The organism is Klebsiella oxytoca NBRC 105695, from assembly GCF_001598695.1.
Lineage (GTDB): Bacteria > Pseudomonadota > Gammaproteobacteria > Enterobacterales > Enterobacteriaceae > Klebsiella > Klebsiella oxytoca.
This window is the reverse complement of record NZ_BCZK01000002.1, coordinates 343,003-364,776: the sequence shown is the minus strand read 5'-3', so window position 1 is coordinate 364,776 and position 21,774 is coordinate 343,003. Positions and strand designations below refer to the sequence as shown.

The 21,774-nt window shown below is 56.2% G+C and carries 19 protein-coding genes; 6 read left to right on the top strand and 13 right to left on the bottom strand.

What is annotated here, in order from left to right:
• Positions 1-8 precede the first annotated feature (8 nt).
• Positions 9-791 (top strand): (S)-ureidoglycine aminohydrolase, encoded by a 783-nt coding sequence (gene allE, locus KO1_RS05320; protein WP_023320471.1) that lies wholly within the window; start codon positions 9-11, stop codon positions 789-791.
• 217 nt (positions 792-1,008) lie between these two features.
• Here the strand turns inward: allE and glxK are convergent, their stop codons facing one another.
• The 10 genes from glxK to allA all read right to left on the bottom strand — a co-directional run bounded on the left by glxK (position 1,009) and on the right by allA (position 13,031).
• Positions 1,009-2,154, bottom strand: a complete 1,146-nt coding sequence (gene glxK, locus KO1_RS05315; RefSeq protein WP_004099756.1) for a glycerate 3-kinase — start codon at positions 2,152-2,154, stop codon at positions 1,009-1,011.
• Between the two features lie 21 nt (positions 2,155-2,175).
• On the bottom strand, positions 2,176-3,483 hold the full coding sequence (locus KO1_RS05310) for a uracil/xanthine transporter (RefSeq protein WP_004099755.1): 1,308 nt from the start codon (positions 3,481-3,483) through the stop codon (positions 2,176-2,178).
• Positions 3,484-3,643: 160 nt separating this feature from the next.
• Positions 3,644-5,005, bottom strand: coding sequence for an allantoinase AllB (gene allB, locus KO1_RS05305; protein ID WP_004099754.1), 1,362 nt, complete (start codon positions 5,003-5,005; stop codon positions 3,644-3,646).
• Between the two features lie 131 nt (positions 5,006-5,136).
• A complete protein-coding gene (locus tag KO1_RS05300; protein WP_004099750.1) occupies positions 5,137-6,591 on the bottom strand; it encodes an allantoin transporter in 1,455 nt (484 codons plus the stop codon).
• A gap of 79 nt (positions 6,592-6,670) precedes the next feature.
• A complete protein-coding gene (locus KO1_RS05295; protein WP_004099748.1) occupies positions 6,671-7,927 on the bottom strand; it encodes an MFS transporter in 1,257 nt (418 codons plus the stop codon).
• Between the two features lie 53 nt (positions 7,928-7,980).
• A complete protein-coding gene (gene glxR / locus KO1_RS05290) occupies positions 7,981-8,859 on the bottom strand; it encodes a 2-hydroxy-3-oxopropionate reductase (RefSeq protein ID WP_004099746.1) in 879 nt (292 codons plus the stop codon).
• 119 nt (positions 8,860-8,978) lie between these two features.
• A complete protein-coding gene (hyi, locus tag KO1_RS05285) occupies positions 8,979-9,755 on the bottom strand; it encodes a hydroxypyruvate isomerase (RefSeq protein ID WP_004099744.1) in 777 nt (258 codons plus the stop codon).
• 13 nt (positions 9,756-9,768) lie between these two features.
• Entirely contained in the window at positions 9,769-11,550 is a 1,782-nt protein-coding gene (gene gcl / locus KO1_RS05280) for a glyoxylate carboligase (RefSeq protein WP_017146473.1), read from the bottom strand.
• 88 nt (positions 11,551-11,638) lie between these two features.
• Positions 11,639-12,457, bottom strand: coding sequence for an HTH-type transcriptional repressor AllR (gene allR / locus KO1_RS05275; protein ID WP_004099742.1), 819 nt, complete (start codon positions 12,455-12,457; stop codon positions 11,639-11,641).
• Positions 12,458-12,548: 91 nt separating this feature from the next.
• A complete protein-coding gene (gene allA / locus KO1_RS05270; protein WP_017146474.1) occupies positions 12,549-13,031 on the bottom strand; it encodes an ureidoglycolate lyase in 483 nt (160 codons plus the stop codon).
• Positions 13,032-13,242: 211 nt separating this feature from the next.
• On the opposite strand from allA, the gene allS reads away from it, so the two are divergent.
• Together allS and mnmH are read left to right on the top strand one after the other, a co-directional pair.
• A complete protein-coding gene (gene allS / locus KO1_RS05265) occupies positions 13,243-14,166 on the top strand; it encodes an HTH-type transcriptional activator AllS (RefSeq protein ID WP_004111061.1) in 924 nt (307 codons plus the stop codon).
• A gap of 87 nt (positions 14,167-14,253) precedes the next feature.
• Positions 14,254-15,333, top strand: coding sequence for a tRNA 2-selenouridine(34) synthase MnmH (gene mnmH, locus KO1_RS05260; protein ID WP_004099733.1), 1,080 nt, complete (start codon positions 14,254-14,256; stop codon positions 15,331-15,333).
• Positions 15,334-15,450: 117 nt separating this feature from the next.
• Here the strand turns inward: mnmH and KO1_RS05255 are convergent, their stop codons facing one another.
• Entirely contained in the window at positions 15,451-16,596 is a 1,146-nt protein-coding gene (locus KO1_RS05255; protein ID WP_004099731.1) for a porin, read from the bottom strand.
• Between the two features lie 209 nt (positions 16,597-16,805).
• On the opposite strand from KO1_RS05255, the gene KO1_RS05250 reads away from it, so the two are divergent.
• On the top strand, positions 16,806-17,111 hold the full coding sequence (locus KO1_RS05250; RefSeq protein ID WP_004099728.1) for a monooxygenase: 306 nt from the start codon (positions 16,806-16,808) through the stop codon (positions 17,109-17,111).
• Positions 17,112-17,278: 167 nt separating this feature from the next.
• On the opposite strand, the gene ybbP is transcribed toward KO1_RS05250, so the two are convergent.
• Both ybbP and ybbA read right to left on the bottom strand, forming a co-directional pair.
• The gene (gene ybbP / locus KO1_RS05245) at positions 17,279-19,696 is read right to left on the bottom strand and encodes a putative ABC transporter permease subunit YbbP (protein WP_004099725.1); all 2,418 of its coding nucleotides are present in this window, start codon (positions 19,694-19,696) and stop codon (positions 17,279-17,281) included.
• The gene (ybbA, locus tag KO1_RS05240; RefSeq protein ID WP_004099723.1) at positions 19,693-20,379 is read right to left on the bottom strand and encodes a putative ABC transporter ATP-binding protein YbbA; all 687 of its coding nucleotides are present in this window, start codon (positions 20,377-20,379) and stop codon (positions 19,693-19,695) included. Before ybbA ends, ybbP begins: the two co-directional genes overlap by 4 nt.
• Between ybbA and tesA the strand changes: the two genes are divergently transcribed.
• Both tesA and KO1_RS05230 read left to right on the top strand, forming a co-directional pair.
• Positions 20,350-20,973, top strand: a complete 624-nt coding sequence (gene tesA / locus KO1_RS05235) for a multifunctional acyl-CoA thioesterase I/protease I/lysophospholipase L1 (protein ID WP_032692296.1) — start codon at positions 20,350-20,352, stop codon at positions 20,971-20,973. The two genes, ybbA and tesA, sit on opposite strands and share 30 nt — an antisense overlap.
• Positions 20,963-21,772 carry an SDR family oxidoreductase gene (locus tag KO1_RS05230; protein ID WP_016808714.1) on the top strand — a complete coding sequence of 270 codons (810 nt, stop codon included), beginning with the start codon at positions 20,963-20,965 and terminating at the stop codon, positions 21,770-21,772. The genes tesA and KO1_RS05230 overlap by 11 nt, the downstream gene beginning before the upstream one ends.
• The last annotated feature ends 2 nt before the right edge of the window (positions 21,773-21,774 follow it).

Sequence of the window (21,774 nt, the reverse complement as noted above, 5' to 3'; positions counted from 1 at the left end):
AAACGATCATGGGTTATTTAAATAATGTGCTTGGCTATCGCGATGATTTACTGGCCAGCCGTTCCATCGTGCGCCACGGCAATTACGCGCTGCTGACGCCGGACGGTCTGGTCAAGAACGTTATTCCGGGTTTTGAACATTGCGATGTGACTATTTTGTCAACGCCGAAATTAGGCGCCACCTTTGTTGATTATCTGGTCACGCTGCATGAAAACGGCGGTCATCAAAGCGGTTTTGGCGGCGAAGGCATCGAAACCTTCCTGTATGTGATTAAGGGAGAAATCATCGCCGGGGCTCAGGGTAAATCCTTCGCGCTGGCCGAAGGCGGTTATCTTTACTGCCCGCCGGGTGAGCGGATGACTTTCAGTAATAACCATTCAGCCGATAGCCAGCTCTTCCTCTATAAGCGCCGCTATATTCCGACAGAGGGCCATGCGCCTTATCTGGTCACCGGCAACGTCAGCCAGCTGGAGCGTATTCATTATGAAGGAATGGAAGACGTTATTCTGATCGATTTCCTGCCAAAAGAGCTGGGCTTCGATATGAATATGCATATTCTCTCTTTCGCACCGGGGGCCAGCCACGGCTACATTGAAACCCACGTCCAGGAGCATGGCGCCTATATTCTCTCCGGCCAGGGAGTGTATAACCTCGACAACAGCTGGGTTCCGGTCAAGCAAGGCGATTATATCTTTATGGGCGCTTACTCCCTGCAGGCGGGATACGGCGTCGGACGGGAAACGTTCAGCTACATCTATTCAAAAGACTGCAACCGCGACGTTGAGATCTGATGGCTGACAAGCTGCAAACGTTACTATTGCCCGCTGGCGCGGGCCTACGGATTCAGTACAACTTTTTGCTATCGTCAATTTCGTAGGCCGGGTAAGGCGCCAGCCGCTAAAAAGCGGGCGCAGTGTTCAAAACAGGTTGGTTATCAAACGCCCAGAATTCACTTTTTTGTTTAGCTATGTTGGATTTTGCCACGGTGTGAACCGTGGCATTTTTTATTCAAGCAGGCAGCGTCTGGCCAAGCTTGATGGCGCAGGCGATATTGCGCGCGCAGGCGTAAAGATTCTGCTCGCCGCGATCCAGCACCTCGGCCAGCGGCGCCAGCGCGGGAAGAATGCTAAAGACCGCATCAATACCATGCTGATGCACCGCTTCGACGCCGTCACCCAGCACGCCGGCGATGCCGATAACCGGAATGCCGTGCTTTTTGGCGATCCGCGCCACGCCAACCGGCGCTTTGCCGCCGACGGTTTGCGAATCCATACGCCCTTCGCCGGTGATCACCAGGTCCGCATCGCGCAGCGCCTCCTCCAGATGAACCGCCTCCAGCACAATATCAATGCCCGATTTCAGCGTGGCGTTAAGGAATACGCGAGCCGCCGCGCCCATCCCGCCGGCCGCGCCGCCGCCGACCATCGCCGTCACATCCTGACCGGTTGCCGCCAGCAGCACCTGAGCGTAATTTTCTAAACCGCGCTCCAGAACGGCGACCATGCCTGCGCAGGCCCCTTTTTGCGGGCCAAAGACCGCCGCCGCGCCGCGTTCGCCGAGCAGCGGATTATCCACATCGCAGGCTACGTCAATCCGGCACTCGCGAAGCCGCGGGTCGAGATCGCGTAAATCAACGTTGACCAGCCGCTCTAACGCTCCGCCGCCGAGGCCGACGCTCTCGCCGCGTTCATCAACAAAGCGTGCTCCCAGCGCCTGAGCCATCCCCATTCCGCCGTCCACCGTGGCGCTGCCGCCAATACCGAGAATTATGTGACGGACGCCGGCGTCCAGCGCATGGCGAATCAGCTCACCGGTGCCGTAGCTGGTGGCCTGCAGGGGGTTGCGTTCGTCGGGGGGAACCAGCATGAGTCCGCTGGCCGCCGCCATCTCAATAAACGCGGTGTGTCCGTCGCCGCTCAGGCCATAGAAAGCGCCGACAAAATCGCCCATCGGCCCCATGACCGGCAGCATCACCATTTTACCCTCGGTGGCCTCAACCATTGCCTCCACCGTCCCCTCGCCGCCGTCGGCGATCGGCAGACAGATGCACTCTGCCTGCGGGAAAATAGAGGTAAAGCCCGCCTTAATCGCCTGGGCGCAGCGGCTGGCGCTTACGCTTTCTTTGAAAGAGTCCGGTGCAATAATTATTTTCATGGTTCATCCTTTTTAATGTCATTACTTAATACGATCCCAGGGAATGAGATTTTCCATCACCACCGCCAGCAGCACGCCGATTAATAAGCCGTTGCCTAATAGCGGTCGAATTGTCAGGGGCAGCGTCTGGAGATAGACCGGCGGCAGGCCCATTAAAAAGATGCCGATAAATAACGGCAGCGCCAGCCGGTAGATATTTCGTGCGGTGAAGGTGATTTGTTTACTGAAAGATAAGCTGGAATATAACAACGGAAGATAGGAGACCAGCATGACCGCGCTGCTAATCGGCAAAGGCAGCGTGGTAAAAAAGTGGGTCAGCGGCGTAAATAGTCCCACCAGCAGGCAGCACAGGCAGCCGATAATAAACGGCTGGCGAGAAGTCTCTCCAGTTTGGGTTAATAAACCTATCGATGAAACAAAAGGCGAAAACGGCACCACGCTGAGCGGAACCGTTATTAAGGTCATCAGGCCGGAGATAATAAAGCTTCGTCGGTAGCGGGTATTGCTGGCGCCCTGCTGGGGATAAAAAACGTCGCTACCGCGAATTGCGCCGTAGGTATTCGTAATATTCACCAGCCCCGCCAGCAGCGCCGTCAAAATAATGCCGGGGCGTAGCTCCCCGCCGTAGCCAAGTGGAAACCACTGCCAGTGAATCGGCCCGGATGCCATCGTGGCGGGCGGAGTGCGAAACAGCAGGTACCAGCCAGCCCAGCCTACGAGGGTGCCAAACAGCAGGGCATAGCGAGCAATGCCATCCGGAAGAAAAATGATCATCCCCAGCACCAACAGCATCACCGCCAGCGCCAGGCTAAACGGCGCCAGCTGAACGCCCACGTTAGCCTGGGTCGAACTGAAAGGCAGCCCGAGCATGCCTTTAAAAAAGATCGTGGTGAGCTGCGCGCCGAGCAGCAGCATAAAAAAGACCATGACCGTCGGGCTGAAGAGCTTCGCCAGGCGGTGACCGATGCCGCTCACGCCGATGATGATGGTGAATATCGCCGACAGAGAGATGCCAACCGCCAGGCTTGACGCAATGCTGGCAAATGGAGTGCCGCGCGCGGCTTCACCGACGGTGACGGTCAGGATAGTGCTCCACCATAGTCCCGTAGGCCCTTCCATAATCGCCCGACGATGGCCCAGCAGCGCCTGCGCCAGGCAGGCCAGCCCGGTGGTGATAAAACCGTACTGAGTCAGCGTAATCAGCGCGCTGGCGGGCAGCTGAAAAGCAGACTGTAATGTCGGCGGTACCACGACGGTGTTGCAGAAAATAAAGAAGAACCATTGAAATCCCGCCAGGGTGTTTCGTTTATTGAGCGGAAATACCACCATGATTGAATCCTGAAAAAGCGCCTGCCGTTAAACAGGCGCTGAGCATGGAATGGGGCAAGTGATTCCCCGGGTCGCGGCTTGCGCCTTATCCGGGCGACAAATCGGCTCGTAGCCCGGAGAAGGCGTTTACGCCGCAAGCCGGGAATTCACCGGATCCCCGTTACTGCTGATGCTTAAGGATAAATTTCCCCTTCGGCGCGTGCGGGAAGCCCTGCTCGCTGTCATAGATCACATCGCCGCGCAGGAGGGTTCTGGCGATCCGCGCGCCAATCGTACGGCCTACGTAAGGGCTGACTTTATGGCGATATTCAAGGTCTTCCGCCTGCAGAACGTAGCTGCTGTTCGGCTGAATAAACACCAGGTCGGCGTCTTTGCCCGGCGCGATGCGGCCCTTATGCTTCAGGCCGAAAATATCCGCGGCGTTGGTCGCCATCAGGCGAGCAAACTGCGGCAAAGGCATACCGCGCTTCTGGACCGCTTCATCGAACATGACGTCCATACAGTTTTGCAAACCGGCAATCCCGCCCCAGGCCTGCATGATATTGCCCGCCTTCATTTCCGGCGGGCACGGAGAGTGGTCGGACACCAGGCAGTCGATCTCACCGTTGAATAGCTTTTCCCACAGCCCTTTCTGATTTTCCGCGTCGCGGATCGGCGGAGAGCATTTCGCCAGGGTGCCAATCTTTTCAAACTGTTCGGTATCCAGTACAAAGTAGTGCGGGCAGGATTCGCAGGTGACATCCTGACCTTCCTGACGGGCGCGCGTCACTTCGGCGACCCCTTCCGGGCTGCTGACGTGGCACACGTGCAGGCGGCAACCGGCGACCTTCGCCAGATACAGAACGCGGCGGATCGCCTCAACTTCGGTGAATACCGGACGGGAGGCGACGTAATCATGGGCGGTCACGCGCCCTTCTCTTTTCGCCTCTTCGCCCAGCTCATCGCAGATCAGCGCGTTTTCGCAGTGCACCAGTACCGTCTGCTTCATCTCGGCCAGCTTTTGTACGCCTTTGAAGAACTGCCAGTCGTTAACGTCGCGGAAGTCATTGTCAATCCCGCGATCGCCGCAGGTCGCGACGAAGCATTTGAACCCCACCACGCCCACTTCATCCAGCTCGTGCAGCCGGTCAAGGTTATAGGAGACCAGGCCGCCAAGCTGCGCGGCATCGATGGTCAACTTGCCTTTCGCGGCGTCGAATTTCAGCTCAATGGTCTCTCGATCGACGGTGGCCGGCAGCTGGTTCAGCGGCATTTCGATCATCGTAGTGATGCCCCCTTTTGCCGCCGCGCGGGTACCCGTTTCGTATCCTTCCCAGTGGGTACGACCCGGCTCAGAGATGTGCGTATGCGCATCGACCATCCCCGGCGAAACGATCAGCCCCGTGGCATCCATGATCTGCTTCGCGTCCCCCAGGTTTTCACCGATAGCGGCAATTTTGCCGTCAGCAACCGCGATATCGACCACCCGGGATTCGTTTTCCAGAATGACGGTGCCGTTTTTAATGATTAAATCAAAAGACATATAAAACTCCTTGTATGTGTACAGACGATTAAGCCGCCATACTTCTGTTTGCAGCCACGTACACCGCAATACCAATGGCTTTGGCTCTTGAAGCTTCATCCATGAAATAAACTTTCCTGGTTGTAATAAAATCAATTCACAGCATTGGGGCGCGCCAGGTTATTCGGCTGGGCCCGTTTTTTCAGCAAGGCGTAGGCGGCAAAAGCGACAATAACACCAACAAACCACGACACGCGGGAGAACGGTTCGAGCAGCGGGATAAATTTTCCGCCGAGCGATAAAATAACCGCCACAATCGTTACCAGGAATGCGGTAACGTTAAATCCATTATCGAAATATTTATAATCTCCAGGCGCGGTGTAAAGTTCATCAAGATTAATTTGCCCACGCATGACGATAAAATAGTGCGCCATCATTACGCCAATAACCGGACCCAGCATGCCGCCGATAATATCGAGAAAAAGATAAATACTGTCCTGATTTTCCATTAATTTCCAGGGGCAGATCAGCAGGCTAATAATACTGGCAATCAGCACGCCGTTTTTATAGGTCAGTTTCGTGGGAGCAATCGCCGCAATTTGGTAGCCCGCAGGAATAATATTACCGGTGGCGTTGGTGGAGATCGTGGTCATTAATATCACCAGCACCGCAAAGAACGAGGCAAACAGGCTGTCCCATTTCTGCACAATATCCAGTACGTTCCAGGTATCCATACCGTAATGGATACTGGCGCCGGCGATAATGCACACTCCGGCCACCGCGAACAGAATATAGGCCACCACTAAGCCAAGGGTTTGCCCAACGGCCTGCTCGCGAAACGAACGCGCGTTCTGGGTAAAGTCCGAGGCGCTCACCGCCGGCGCGGCCCAGACGGCAACGACCGCATTGATAACGACCAGGAACAGGAAGCCGGTATGCTCCGCTTTCGCCACCCCGGTCGGCAGATAGTCAAGGATCGGACCGATCCCGACCAGCGAGATAGCCCAGATAGCCATGCCGCCGAAGACAATATAGATGCAGGGATTGAGGATTGCGGTAAATTTATTGAGAACTTTTCCGCCGCCGAAACCAATCGCCACATTAATCAGCCAGAAAACCAGAAAGGCGATCATCCCCGGCAACGACAGTCCCAGCAGCTTAAAATCACCGCCGAGCGTCAGAAACTCGGGCCACAGTTTGCCTAATAAGATCAGGAATGCCAGCGAGCCGGCATAGCATTGCAAACCAAACCACATAATTGCCGCAATGCCGCCTCTGAGCAGGCCGGGTAATAATGCACCACGCACACCATAAGAGGCTCTTAATATCATTGCGAAGGGGACACCGTATTTACTTCCGGCAGCACCATTAAACACCATAACCAGGGCAATAATAAAAGCACTCAATATTATCGCCATCATTATACTAAACGTTGATAGCCCGAGAATAAAAAAACCACCAACCATTACATAATTAGGTACGTTGTGTACGGAGCCCATCCATAAGGTAAAATAGTTAAATGTTTTCCAGTTACGCTGCGAGGCTACTTTGGGCAGTAGATCGTCGCTGTAACCCCTGGCTTTGTACAGATCTTGAGTTTGTTCCATAATTCCCTCTTAATACGCATCGGATTACGTTTGTAGGTTTAGCTATGTGGAACAACAAATTTTAATTATTTATTTTTTATTATACTGGGATTGTCTTTGACTGTATTTTGTTCTTACGCAAGGTAATTAGCGCAAACAGTATCGTTCCGGTAATAACCAACCCGGCAGACATCACAAAACTAATTTCTTTTGAACCGGTCAGGTCGGAAATAAAACCGGTGAGCGTCGGTGCGACCACCGCCGAACTCATGCCAAAGAAATTAAACAAGCTAAAGGCGCGGCCTAATGTTTTCGCTGACGCCTGTTCGGAAACGAACGAGATAAGAATCGGGTCAACGGCCATTTTGCCCAGTAGTCCGTACAGCACCAGGCTAATCATCAGCATGGTGGTATTCGGCGAGAGAACGGTAAACATCAGCATGGCCGCAGCGACAATCTCCAGCCCGAGAATCACTTTGACTTTACTGTCGCGGAACTTATCCGAGAGATGGCTGAAGAACAGCGCGCCCGGCACCCCGACCACCGCCACCAGCGCGGAAGCAAAACCAATGGCGCCGCCGTCAAAGCCGCGTTCGGTCTGAAGATAAGAAGGCAGCCAGGTGACGATCAGGTAGTAGCCGTAGCAGGTGCAGAAATAGAGAAAGTAGACGCTGCACAGCAGCGGCGAAAACAGCGGCGCCGATTTCTCTTCAGCGACCGGAGCGGCAGTCGCTGCGCCAGGCTTATTCTCCGCTACGGCGGGCTCTTTTAGCTTGCGGCGAATCACCAGGGTAAACACGCAGAGCATCACCACCAGGATCGCGGCGACGATAAACAAGACATTTTGCCACGCCATATGCATGCTTTTGACCAGAATGCTTGAGCCAATCAGGCCAATCCCCATGCCGATGGCGGAGCCGCTGTTGATGATGGCGTTCGCCAGCGCCCGGCGTTCCTGCGGCACATTGGCCGAGGAGAGCGAATAGGCGGAGCTAAAAAACGACGCGCAGCCAGCGCCGGCCAGCAGCGAGCCGATATAAATCAGCGTCAGGTTTCCCGCATTAGCAATACTCAACGTACCAATAATAAACAGCGAGAAACCGCACATCAGCATAATTTTTTGTCCCAGCTTATCGACCAGAATGCCGCAGGGGATCTGCATTCCGCAATAGGCCAGAAAATAGAAGCTGGCAATCGCGCCGATTTCAGCATTACTGACGTTACCTAAGGACGCCTGAATTTCCGGATAAATAGGTGTTAATACGGTACGATAAATCCATATTGCCACCCAGCCCAGACTCATGACCACGACTATTTTCTTCCAATAGTCGATACCCGTTTTATTGATAGTATCCATAAATTCACCCGTGAGGTTTAAAAAACGCTGCCGGAACCGGCAGCATTTTCTTATTACGATATTTTATGATTCGCCATTAATTCCAGCGCCTGAACTAAAGACGAGTGGTCTAATTCACTACCACCGTTGGCGGCACAAGTGTTAAATAACTCCTGACAGGTTGCCGTATTCGGTAAATTAAGCGCCAGTGCTTTCGCGCTCTGCAATGCCAGATTAAGATCCTTCTGGTGCAGGGAAATTTTAAAGCCGGGATTAAACGTCCGGTTCAACATTCTTTCGCCATGCACTTCCAGAATACGCGAGGAGGCAAAGCCGCCCATCAGCGCCTGACGCACGCGAGCGGGATCGGCTCCGGCTTTAGACGCGAAAACCAGCGCCTCGGACACTGCTTCAATATTCAGCGCGACGATAATCTGATTGGCGACTTTACAGGTCTGACCGTCGCCATTACCGCCTACGAGGGTGATGTTTTTACCCAGAATATCAAACAGCGGTTTCACGCGGGCAAAGACGTTTTCATCGCCGCCGACCATAATTGAGAGCGTGCCTTCACGCGCGCCGATTTCGCCGCCGGATACCGGAGCATCCAGATAATCCGCCCCCAGGTCGCGCACCTGCTGCGCAAACCGCTTGGTTTCAATCGGCGAGATAGAGCTCATATCCACGATGGTTTTTCCCTTTAGCGCCGCTTTGGCGCAGCCGCGCTCGCCAAACAGAACGTCGGCAACCTGTGGGGTATCCGGAACCATGATGAAAATAATCTCCGACTGCGCCGCAACCTGCTCGGCGGTAGCCAGATGCTGCGCGCCTTGCTTGAGCAGGTCGTCAGCAACCGGGCCGATGGTAGTAACGTGCAGAACGTGGCCTGCCCTGGCAAGTCGGAGCGCCATCGGGGTGCCCATAATACCCAGACCAATAAATCCCAGTTTCATAAGTTTCCTCTCAGAATTTCTGTTTCGATTTACCCGGGCAATAGTTATCCCTTCCTGTTGTCAGGAAATAAAACCCCTGCGTCTGGAATAATAAATACTGCCCAAAGATAAATTAAAAATTAGCGGTAGTGATTAAACCATGTCAAACCCGCTTCGGTGGTGGTCAGCGGTTTATATTCGCAGCCCACCCAGCCGTCATAGCTTGATCTATCAATAAATTTAAAAAGATAATCGTAATTAATTTCACCGGTCCCCGGCTCACCGCGATTCGGATTATCAGCAATCTGTAAATGACCAATACGGTTAGCATAAGTTTGCATCGTATGGGTTAACTCCCCCTCCATCCGCTGCATATGATAAATATCGTACTGAATTTTCAGATTATCGCTGCCGACCTCATCAATAAGCGCCAGCGCCTGATGAGTGGTATTCAGATAAAAGCCCGGCATATCGAAGTAATTAATCGGTTCGATCAGCAGCAGAATACCTTCCTGCGCCAGCGCGGCAGCGGCAAAACGTAAATTCGCCACCAGCGTGGAACGAATATGATCCTCGCGGTAGCCAGGCGGGGTTTTACCCACCAGGCAGTTGATTTTGCGATTGCCCAGCGCTTTGGCATAGCGGATTGCGGCATCCACGCCTTCGCGGAACTCCGCTTCGCGACCGGGAATACAGGCTATGCCGCGCTCTCCCGCCGCCCAGTCGCCGGCGGGTAAGTTATGTAAGGTATGCTCCAGCCGGTTGTCGCTCAGCTTTTGCTTTAATACCTCGGGCGCATAATCATACGGGAACATAAACTCAACGGCGCGAAAACCGCAGGCCGCCGCTTTCTCAAAACGATCCAGAAAATCATATTCCAGAAATAACATCGAAAGGTTGGCTGAAAAGCGCAACATAGGTTCACCTCATTTATTCATATTTCATAAAGCAGGTTTCGGTTGGCGCATCGATGGCGCTATCGGCAACATCTTCAAACTCCATCACGTTATCCAGCTCGCTACCCATGGAGATATTGGTGACCCGCTCAAGGATCACTTCCACAACAACCGGTACGCGATACTCTTTCATCCAGACTTTCGCCTGCGCCAGGGCGGGCGCGATATCCTCCGGCTTGAAGACGCGAATCGCTTTACAGCCGAGACCCTCGGCAACCTTGACGTGATCGACGCCGTAACCGTTCACTTCGCTGGAGTTGATGTTTTCGAACGCCAGCTGGACGCAGTAATCCATATCGAACGCGCGCTGCGACTGACGAATCAGGCCCAGATAGGCGTTGTTTACCAGCACGTGGATGTAAGGAATATTGAACTGCGCGCCCACCGCCAGCTCTTCAATCAGGAACTGGAAGTCAAAGTCGCCGGAGATGGCCACCACGTTACGCTCCGGATCGGCGGTGCAAACGCCCAGCGCGGCAGGAAGCGTCCAGCCCAGCGGCCCGGCCTGGCCGCAGTTGATCCAGTGGCGATCTTTAAATACGTGCAGCATCTGCGCGGCGGCGATTTGCGACAGCCCGATGGTGGTGACGTAGCACACGTCGCGACCAAAGGCTTTATTCATCTCTTCATAAACGCGCTGCGGTTTGACCGGCACGTTATCGAAGTGGGTTTTACGCAGCAGCGTACGCTTGCGCTCCTGACACTCGGCAACCCAGCGCTCGCGACGCGGCAGGCGGCCCTCTTTTTGCATCTGCTGCGCGATATCTACCAGTTGAGCCAGCGCCGCTTTCGCATCGGACACAATGCCTAAATCCGGGCACAGCACGCGGCCAATCTGCGTCGGTTCGATATCGATGTGGATGATTTTGCGACCTGCGGTGTACTTCTCAACGGAACCGGTATGACGGTTAGCAAAGCGGTTACCGATGCCGAATACCAGGTCGGAGGCCAGCAGCGTGGCGTTACCGTAGCGATGCGCGGTTTGTAGGCCGACCATCCCGGCCATCAATTCGTGGTCATCCGGGATACAGCCCCAGCCCATCAGCGTTGGGATGACCGGAACTTGCGTAATCTCAGCTAATTGCTGCAGCAGCGCTGCGGCATCGGCATTAATCACCCCGCCGCCGGCGACAATCACCGGACGCTCCGCCATCAGCAGCATCGCCAGCGCGCGTTCGATCTGCGGACGAGTCGCCACGGGTTTATAAGCCGGGAGCGGCGCGTACAGCTCGGGGTCAAATTCGATTTCCGCCACCTGAACATCATAAGGCAGGTCGATCAATACCGGTCCCGGTCTGCCGGAACGCATCAGATGGAAAGCCTGCTGCAGCACGCCCGGTACCAGCGCCGCTTCGCGCACGGTAACCGCCATCTTGGTCACGGGCTTAGCAATGGATTCAATATCGACCGCCTGGAAATCTTCTTTATGCAGACGCGCGCGCGGCGCCTGGCCGGTGATGCACAAAATCGGTATCGAGTCCGCGGAGGCAGAATAGAGCGCGGTGATCATATCCGTTCCCGCCGGGCCCGATGTCCCCAGGCATACGCCGATATTACCGGCTGCGGCACGCGTATAGCCTTCGGCCATATGGGACGCGCCTTCCACGTGGCGAGCCAGAATATGGCGGATCCCGCCGTGCTTACGCATGGCGGAATAAAAGGGGTTAATCGCTGCGCCAGGCACGCCGAATGCGGTGGTAATCCCTTCTTTTTCGAGTACATACATTGCCGCGTCGACGGCTCTCATTTTTGCCATTTTTTACTACCTCACTATATTGGAAAATTTTTCCAAACTTGAACAAAGCCTAAAAATTCCCGCTCCTCCGAGCGGGTCGGTTCGGCGATCACTCTGCCTGGGGCTTCAGTCCCAGCGCGGTGCTGATATTCCTTGCCGTCTCCCTCACCAGCTCTCCCTGGCTGACAAAACGGTCCGGGGTTAAGCGGGACGCTGGCCCGGAAATCGAAATTGCCGCCACTACGGATCCGACATCATCGTAAACCGCTGAAGCAATACAGTTTAATCCTGTCACGTGCTCCTCCTGGTCAATGCTGTAGCCGCGGTCGCGCGCCTCATCCAGGTTTCGCTGCAGGACCGGTAAATCGACGATCGTCGATGGCGTAAAGCGCTGCAGCCCGGTCTTCACAATCACATCCACCAACTCATCCGGGGACAGCGGGTACAGCAGCGCCTTTCCGGCCCCAGAAGCATGCAGCGGCAGCCGGCTGCCGAGCGGCGCGCACATCCTTACCATCGATTTGCACTCCTGCTGGCCAATCAACACCGCTTCGTTGCCGTTACGAATCGCCACGTTTACCGTTTCCCCTGACATCAGCATCAGCCGCCGCATAAAAGGTCCGCCGACGGATAAAACATCCCGGTTATGGATGTACGCCGAGCCGACATTGAATGCGCCAAGCCCGATGTGCCACCAGCCTAGCTGCGCGTCCTGATAGACAAAATCCGCGCCCTCCAGCACTTTAAGCAGGCGAAAAGTGGTCGATAACGGTAAGTCCAGATTCAGGGAAATATCGCTGACCGACGAGCTGCCGCCGCTCTTTTCAAGGTATTGCAGTATCGCGATCCCTCTCTCCAGCGCCTGTGCGCCTTTTTGCGCGGAAGGCTCCTGCTGGCCCGGCCTTCCCCGCCTTCTCACTTCTGTCATACCTCGATTATCTCCGGCTCAAAACCTGAGCATAAATAGTGTGTAAGCGCCCACATGTTATGCAAGATAATCGACAGCGTCACGTGCAACCTCACGCAAAGCTCAGCTCCACGGTCGGGATCTCCACGACATCGCAGTTATCTTTTCCACCGCGATCGACGGTTAAAAAATCGGTTTCGCTCTGCCAGGCAAACAGCGGGTGATGCCAGACATTGCGATGATAATTTACCCCCTGGCGGCCATTGGAGATAAACGCGCGCAGCGTGGTCATGTCCGGCTCATCGCCTCCTGACGCAACCACCACCACAAAGGCTTCGCCGTTCATCGGCACGAACGCCTGGGTGCCCAGCGGATGACGTTCCAGCTCGGTGACGACAATCGGCAATACCGCCGGCTGGGCCCGATTAATGCTGATTAGCGTGCGATCCTGCTGCAGGGTCTCCACCATGGCCAGATCGTGAAAACGCTGCACTTTGCCATCATTAATATGAAAAAAATCCTGCCCTTCCGTTTCGATAACGTCCCCATAGGGACGGAATGCTTCGCGCGTCAGCGGCAATACCTCTAGCTTCATTGCAATATTCCTTAGTCATTAAAAACCGTCGCCCTCCTCATACCTTGAGGGTGATCGATGTACCGGTCAATTCATGGCCATCTCAAAGTGGTATCAACTATAAGTTGGAATAATTTTCCAAAACCTGATTTAAGCCACATAATTGAGAGGGTTATTATGAAAAAATACTTAAAAATCATGGGCGAATTATTAAATTACGAGGAATAAGGCGATGCTAGACCCCGAAACACTACGTACCTTTGTCAGCGTCGCGGAGACCGGCAGCTTCTCCAGAGCAGCGGAAAAACTCTATAAAACGACCGCCACGATTAGCTATCGCATCAAACTGCTGGAAGACAACACCGGCGTCGCGCTCTTTTCGCGCACTACGCGCAGCGTCCTGCTGACTCCTGCCGGAATGCATCTCCTGGCGCAGGCCAGAGAGTGGCTGGGCTGGATTGACAGTATGCCCGGCGAGCTGCAGCAGATTAACGACGGCGTGGAGCGCCAGGTGAATATTGTGGTGAATAACCTGATGTATGACCCTCAGGCCATTGCGCGGCTGCTGGCCTGGCTCACCCAGCGTTACCCTTTTACGCAATTTCATTTTTCACGACAAATTTACATGGGCGTCTGGGATACGCTCCTGCACGATGACTTTTCGCTGGCCATCGGCGTCACCGGCACCGAACCGTTAGCGGAGAATATTGCCGTCGCCCCGCTGGGTGAAGTCACCTGGCTGTTCGTGATGTCGCCGAATCATCCGCTAAGCCAGCAAACCGACCCCCTGTCGGAGGCCCAGCTACGCCGCTATCCTGCGGTCAACATTGAAGACAGCGCGCGGAGATTGACCAAACGTGTTGCCTGGCGCCTGCCGGGACAAAAAGAGATCGTGGTTCCCGATATCGAAACCAAAGTCGCCGCCCATATCGCCGGCGTCGGCATCGGCTTTTTACCCGAGCCGCTGTGCCAGCCGCTTATCGCGCGCGGCGAGCTGGTTTCCCGGCAGATACCGACCATGCGTCCCCCCTCTCCTCTGAGCCTCGCCTGGCGTAAAGATCATCATGGTAAAGCGGTGCAGGATATCACCTCGCTATTCGGTCACTCCGCCCCGGAAATCCAGGGATTCCTGACGCTATTCAGCGATACACCGTGAAAAATCAATCCAGCCTGCCGCTCACCGCGTACAATAGGAGGATTATCGCGTCGAGCGACGCGTCTGAATGGCTTAACGGTTTAAATGATGGAATTAGTCCCACAAAATATTCGGCAGATTCTTGCCAGCGATACGCCGCTGATTGACGTACGTGCCCCGGTTGAATTCAGGCAAAGCGCCATGCCCGCAGCGATCAACCTGCCGCTGATGAACGATGACGAGCGCGCTGCCGTCGGTACCTGCTATAAGCGTCAAGGGCCGGAAGCCGCTCTCGCACTGGGCCATCAGCTGGTGAATGGTAAGATTCGCGCCGGCCGCCTCGCCGCCTGGAAAGAGGCCTGCGCGCGTTATCCAGAAGGCTACCTGTGCTGCGCTCGCGGCGGCCAGCGTTCGCATATCGTCCAGCAGTGGCTGAAAGAAGCTGGCGTGGATTACCCTCTGATCGTCGGGGGCTATAAAGCGCTGCGCCAGGCCGCCATACAGCTTACCGAAGAGCTGGTACAGCGCCCTATCGTGCTGATCGGCGGCTGTACCGGCAATGGCAAAACTCAGCTGGTCTGCGCTCAACCTGACGGTATCGATCTCGAAGGGCTTGCCCATCACCGCGGCTCTTCATTCGGTCGCACCCTCCAGGAGCAGTATCAGCAGGCTACCTTTGAAAATCATCTGGCCGTGGCGATGCTTAAAAAGTCCGGGCAGCAGACGCGCTGGGTGCTGGAGGATGAGGGGCATATGATCGGCGCCAATCACCTGCCGGAGTGTATGCGTCTTCGCATGGCGCAGTCGCCGCTGGCGGTGGTGGAAGATCCGTTTGCTATCCGTCTTGAACGACTGCGGGAAGAGTATTTTGCGCGCATGCATCGCGATTTCCTGGCGGCCTACGGCGAAGAACAAGGCTGGCAGGCGTATAGCGAATATCTGCATCATGGCCTGTTCGCAATCCGCCGCCGCCTCGGGCTACAGCGTTTTGCCCAGCTCACCGCCAGGCTTGATGAAGCGCTGCTTGAACAGCAGCAAACCACCGACACCGAAGCGCATTTCAGCTGGCTGGTTCCCCTGCTGAATGAGTATTACGATCCGATGTACCGCTACCAGCTCGGCAAAAAAGCGGAGAAAATTATTTTCCGCGGCAGCTGGCAGGAAGTTGCCGCCTGGCTGGCGGAGTAATCACATCCTCTCTTGTCCCGGCTTGCGGCGTAAACGCCTTAGCCGGGCTACGGGTCCGCAGACGGCGGTGAACCTGTAGCCCCGGTAAGCGCAGCGTCACCGGGGAATGGTTACCGCTTAGAAGTCGTAGCGCAGACGCACCAGGTTCATATCGCCCAGGTTGTCGGTGCTCGACGTGAAGACGTGTTCATAGTCAACGCGGAAACCATAATCCAGCTGGAAACTCACGCCGACGCCGTTATCGATACGCTGATAGTTGCGGCCGTTCACGTACTGCAGGCGGTCGCCCATAAAGTATGGCTGAATAGATTTCACCGCATACTGACCAATCGGGAATTTATAACCGGCAAAGTACTCAATCCCCCAGGCATCGCCCGCGAAGTAGTTATGGACATCGGTTTTTTTGGTGGTCAGGAAGTTCTGATACCAACCGCCGCCCAAGGAGAAGGTCCAGTTATCCGGCGTCCAGCTTAGCGCGGTACCGACGATATTCTGATCGTATGATTTGCTGTCAGAACTGGACGGGTTACGCATATCGGCGCGGGTATAGTTCCACGCGGCGCCCCAGGTCAGATCTTTCATAATGTGGTAATCCGCGCCGATGGAACCGCCGCCTTTACGTTTATAGCGCAGACCGTTACCCGGCAGATATTCGCTGTCCTCAAACAGATAAGAGGCATAGAGATCGACATCGCCAACGGTTTTCTTATATTTCAGCATATTACGTGAGCGATAGGAGCCATCGTAGTCGCCGTTAATGCCGTTACCCGGCGCCTGGCCAATCATGTCATAATCCCAGATATCGGTTTTTACCCCGACCACGTCGTAATAAACGCTGTTCTGCTGACCGTAGGTTAACGTCCCCCAGATATCGCTTTTCAGGCCGGTATAGAGCATACGGCGGCTGGTGTTATTCGCGACTTCGGCATAGTGGTTATCCCAGTCGAAAAGTGCCGGAATATTGACGCCCAGCTCGTAATAGCTGATCCAGCTAATATCATCAAACAGATAGTAGTCGGCCGCGAAGCGGAAACGGGTTCCGCCATCGAAACCGTTACGTTTATATGAGCCTTTGTCGCCATCGCCGGACATCATGTTGAACTGGGGACGGATACTCCCGCCGACGGTAAAATTAAGCCGGCTTAACGGATCGCCCGCCTGCGGATCTTGTTTTAAAAGCGTAATTTCCGCCTGGGATGCAAAAGAGGTTAACGCCAGGGCTGCGCCGATCGTTATCGCCAGCGCTTTTATTTTATGTGCCATACTTTTTCCTTGATTAATAAGCAACCTTATATTTTCCAGCTGAATATTAACTGCGATTGAGTATGGCGTGTTGCTGAGTTTTTAATGTTTTGTGCGGTTAAAAATCAGCAACTTATCATTTTGTGCCCTTAAAGAATCTGTGGTTATCTTTTCATCGCCATGTCATTAAAATGGTCTATTACCGCGCAAACATCATCCATGGAGGAAATATGTCGAAAAAACTACTGCAGCTGCACTTTGCTTTTAACGGTCCCTTCGGCAGCGAGATGTCCCGTCAGCTCGTGGAGCTGGCCGAGTCCATCAATCAGGAACCAGGGTTTATCTGGAAGGTCTGGACAGAAAACGAAAAAAATCAGGAAGCGGGCGGGATCTACCTTTTTGAGAATGAAGAAACTGCGCTCGCTTACCTCAACAAGCACACCGCGCGCCTCAAATCGCTTGGCGTAAACGAGGTTATCTGTAAAGTTTTCGACGTTAATGAGCCGCTCACCGCGCTGAACCACGGCCATTTGTAATAGCAACTCGCATCCGTGGCCCGAAGCCCTCCCGGGTTGCGGCTATCGCCTTACCCGGGCGACTTTCCCGCAGACGGCTGAGAAACGGTAGCCCGGCTAAGCGCAGCGCGAGCCGGGTGAAAACCCCGGGTTGCGGCTGACGCCTTACCCGGGCTATATAACTCACTCTATCCCTGGCTAAACTGGCGGAACAGCGCTTTACCTTTCAGCAGACGCAGCCCCAGCCAGCCGCCGCACAGCGACAGCAGTATCGCCCCGCACAGCGGCAGCATCACCCACAGGCGCCAGTCCGGAGACCACGGGAAGTCAAAGATTTTGCTTTGCAGCAGCGCCAGCGCAACCTCTGCACCAATCGCCGCCACGACGCCGGATACCACGCCCAGCAGCGCGAACTCCGCCCACAGCGTGGTGCGCAGCAGAGACTTACCGGCACCCAGCGTGCGCCAGACCACCAGCTCCTGGTAACGCTGACGCATCCCGACCTGCACCTGCGCCAGCAGCAGTAAAACGCCGCAGGCGGTGACCAGAATCACCATCACCTCAAGCGCGCGGCTCACCTGGGTCAGCACCTGGCCAATCTGCTGCAAAATCGCGCCGATATCCAGCAGGCTGACGGTGGGGAATTCGCGGTTGAGCTGCGTGAGCATCCCGTTGCCATTATCCCAGCGGAAGCTGGTCAGCCAGCTTTGCGGCTGGCCGTCGAGCGCCCCCTGCGGGAAGATAAAGAAGAAGTTCGGCCGCAGACTTTCCCAGTCGACTTTACGCACGCTGGACACCTTCGCGCTAAAGTCCTGAGTATCCCCGGTAAAGGTCACGCTATCGCCGAGCTTGACGCCCAGACGCTGCGCCAGCCCCTCTTCAATCGACACCTCACCCGCTTTTGGCGGCCAGCTACCGGCAACCAGCGGATTATGATCCGGACGCTCGCGGCTCCAGGTGAGGTTAAGCTCCCGGTTCAGGGCTTCATCTTTATTGCCCTCCGTTGCCTGGCCGTTAATTTGCGTCAGGCGGGCGCGCACGATGGGATAGAACTCGGTGGCGCGGGTCTGATGCTCGGCGAGGAAGGTTTTTACCGGCACCACCTGCTCCGGTGCGATGTTAATCAGGAAATAGTTAGGACTTTCTGGAGGCAGCTGCTGCTGCCAGCGGTCAAGCAGATCGCCGCGCAGCACCAGCAGCAGAGCCAGCAGCATAAACGACAGCGAAAAGGCCGCCAGCTGGCTCAGGGTCGACCACGGCTGGCGCAGCAGACGGTTCACCGCCAGGCGCAGCGGCAGCGCTTTTAACGTCAAACGCTTCAGTAACCACAGGACGCCCCATCCCGCCAGGCCGCACAGCAGCGCCAGCACTACGGCACCCGCCAGAACCGCCCACAGCAGGGGGCTGCCGCCCATCAGCAGCGCCAGCAGCGTCACCACCACCGCGCACACGATCGGGATGTAGAGCTTCAGCGGCCAGACGTTGGCGACGACGTCCTGGCGCAGCACCCGCAGCGGCAGCGTCGCCAGCAGCAGTCTATAAGGACGCAGCCCGACCAGCAGGGAAATCACCACCATCGCGCCGATCGCCCACAGCCACGGCCAGCCGCTCGCCGCCGGCAGCGCCGCCGGGAGCACCGGCTTAAGCATCGCCAGCAGAATATGCTCCAGCCCGACGCCCATCGCCCCGCCGGCGACCACCGCCAGCGCCAGCAGCATCAACCACTGGCCGACAATCAGTTTGCGCAGCTGCTCCCGTCCGGCGCCGAGGGTTTTGAGGATCGCCACCAGATCGTAACGACTGCGGCAGTAATGGCTCATCGCCACCGCCACCGCGGCGACCGCTAACAGCAGCGTTAACAGCGCCGACAGCAGCAAAAACTGCTGCGAACGTTGCAGCGATTTACCCAGCGCGCTGTCGTCCTGCTCTATGCCAATCCAGCGGTGCTCAGGCCCCAGCTTCGGCAGCAGCCACTTTTCGTAGTCCGCCAGCTGCTGCGGGGTTCCGGCATACTTATAGCGCCAGGAGACGCGGCTCCCGGGCTGCACCGCGCCGGTTTTCGCCACATCGGCGGTGTTCATCATCAGCCGCGGCGCCATCTGGAAAGGATTAAAACCGGCATCCGGCTCCTGTATTACCTCGCCGGCAATGCGCAGCGTGGCGTCGCCCACGTCGATGGTGTCGCCGGTTTTCAGATTCAGCAGCGCCATTAATCGCGGCGCCAGCAGCACGGTGCCGGCGTGCGGCTTCAGTCCGGGCGGCTGAGTTTGCAGCTGGCCATATAGCGGATAGGTGTCGTCAACCGCTTTGACATCCGCCAGCTGCGGCGTATCGCCGGAAAACGTCATGGTGGCAAAGCTCAGCTGCTCGCCGACGGTTAAACCAAGGCGGCGCGCTTCATCAATCCATGCGCCAGGGACGTCGCGCGAACTGCGCAGCGTGCGGTCGCCGGCCATAAATTCCCGGCTTTGCTGGCTAAGTCCTTTCTCCATGCGGTCGCTTATCGAGCCCAGCGCCAGCACGCAGGCCACCGCCAGGCTCAGCGCCAGCCAGACGATCAGCAGCGACGGCGAGCGCCATTCGCGCCAGAACCAGCGGGCAATCATGCTTCCTCCCGCAGCTGGCCATCAACCAGCCGCAGCCGTCGGTCGCAGCGCGCCGCCAGCAGCGGATCGTGGGTGACGAGGATCAGCGTGGTGCCGTGCTCGCGGTTCAGCGAAAACAGCAGGTCAGCGATTTTATCCCCGGTGTGACGGTCGAGATTGCCGGTGGGTTCATCGGCAAACAGCAGCTCCGGGCGGCCGTTGAACGCGCGCGCCAGCGCGACCCGCTGCTGCTCGCCGCCGGAAAGCTGTACCGGCAGATGATGCAGGCGCTTACCCAGCCCCAGTTGCTCCAGCAGTGCCCGGGCGCTGCCGCGGCTCTGGCTATCGCTTTCGCCGCGCAGCAGCGCCGGAAGCTCGACATTTTCCAGCGCATTGAGGGTGGGTATCAGCATAAAAGATTGAAACACAAAGCCGACGTGCTTAGCGCGCAGCTTCGCCCGCGCCTCTTCGTCCATCTGGTGCAGCGGTTGTCCGAGCAGCGAAACCTCCCCGCTGCTGCCATCGTCCAGCCCGGCGAGGATCGCCAGCAGCGTCGATTTACCGGACCCCGACTCGCCAATCAGGGCGATGGTCTGCCCCTGTTTGACAACCAGCTCAACTCCGGTAAGGATGGAAAGCTGATGCTCACCCTGACCGACGGATTTCTTAAGATGATGAACTTCAAGTATGTTTTCCGCTGGCATTTGCCTTTCCTGTTTCTGGTCCTGTTTACCTGCCGCGCCATGGCGGCCGACACGCTGTTGGTTCTCGGCGACAGTCTGAGCGCCGGTTATCGTATGGCAGGCAATACCGCCTGGCCTGCGCTGCTAAACGATAAGTGGCAGACAAAAACGCCGGTAGTTAACGCCAGTATCAGCGGCGATACCTCGCAGCAGGGGCTGGCAAGGCTGCCGGCCCTGCTTAAGCAGCATCAGCCGCGCTGGGTGCTGGTTGAGCTCGGCGGTAATGACGGGCTGCGCGGTTTCCCGCCTCAGCAGACGGAACAGACGCTGCGTACCATTATTGAGCATATCAAAGCGGCGGACGCCCAGCCGCTACTGATGCAAATTCGCCTGCCCGCCAACTATGGCCGCCGTTATAATGAAGCCTTTAGCGCTATTTATCCGGCACTGGCCAAAGAGTTTGATATTCCTCTGCTGCCCTTTTTTATGGAAGAGGTTTATCTGAAACCGCAGTGGATGCAGGATGATGGAATTCACCCGAATCGCGACGCTCAGCCGTTTATTGCCGACTGGATGGCGACGCGCCTGGCTCCCTTAGTTAATCATGACTCCTGATAACAGCGAGTCATTTGCAGGTAAAGTTATGCAAAAATCGGTTTTAGTTACAGGATGTTCCAGCGGAATTGGTCTTGAAAGCGCCCTGGATTTAAAGCGCCAGGGCTTTAACGTGCTGGCCGCCTGCCGCAAAGCGGAAGATGTCGCACGGATGCAGGCGCTGGGGCTGACCGGTGTGTTGCTGGATCTTGACGATCCGCAGAGCGTTGAACGTGCCGCCGCCGAGGTGATTGCCCTGACCGACAACCGTCTGTACGGCCTGTTTAACAACGCGGGCTACGGCGTCTACGGCCCGCTGCCGACCGTCAGCCGCCGGCAGATGGAGCAGCAGTTTTCCGCCAACTTTTTTGGCGCTCATCAGCTAACGATGCTACTGCTTCCGGCCATGGAGCCGCACGGAGAAGGGCGTATCGTGATGACCTCATCGGTTATGGGGATTATCTCCAGCCCGGGCCGCGGCGCCTATGCCGCCAGCAAATATGCGCTGGAAGCCTGGTCCGATGCGCTGCGTATGGAGCTGCGCCACAGCGGCATTAAGGTCAGCCTGATTGAGCCGGGCCCCATCCGCACCCGCTTCACCAACAATGTCAACCAGACTCAGGCCGATAAGCCGGTGGAAAATCCCGGTATCGCCGCCCGCTTCACGCTCGGACCGGAAGCGGTGGTGGAAAAAGTGCGTCACGCTTTTGTCAGCGATAAACCGAAACTACGCTATCCGGTAACCCTGGTGACGCACGCGGTCGCCTTGCTTAAGCGGCTGCTGCCGACCCGCGCGATGGACAAAATTATCCAGGGCTGAGT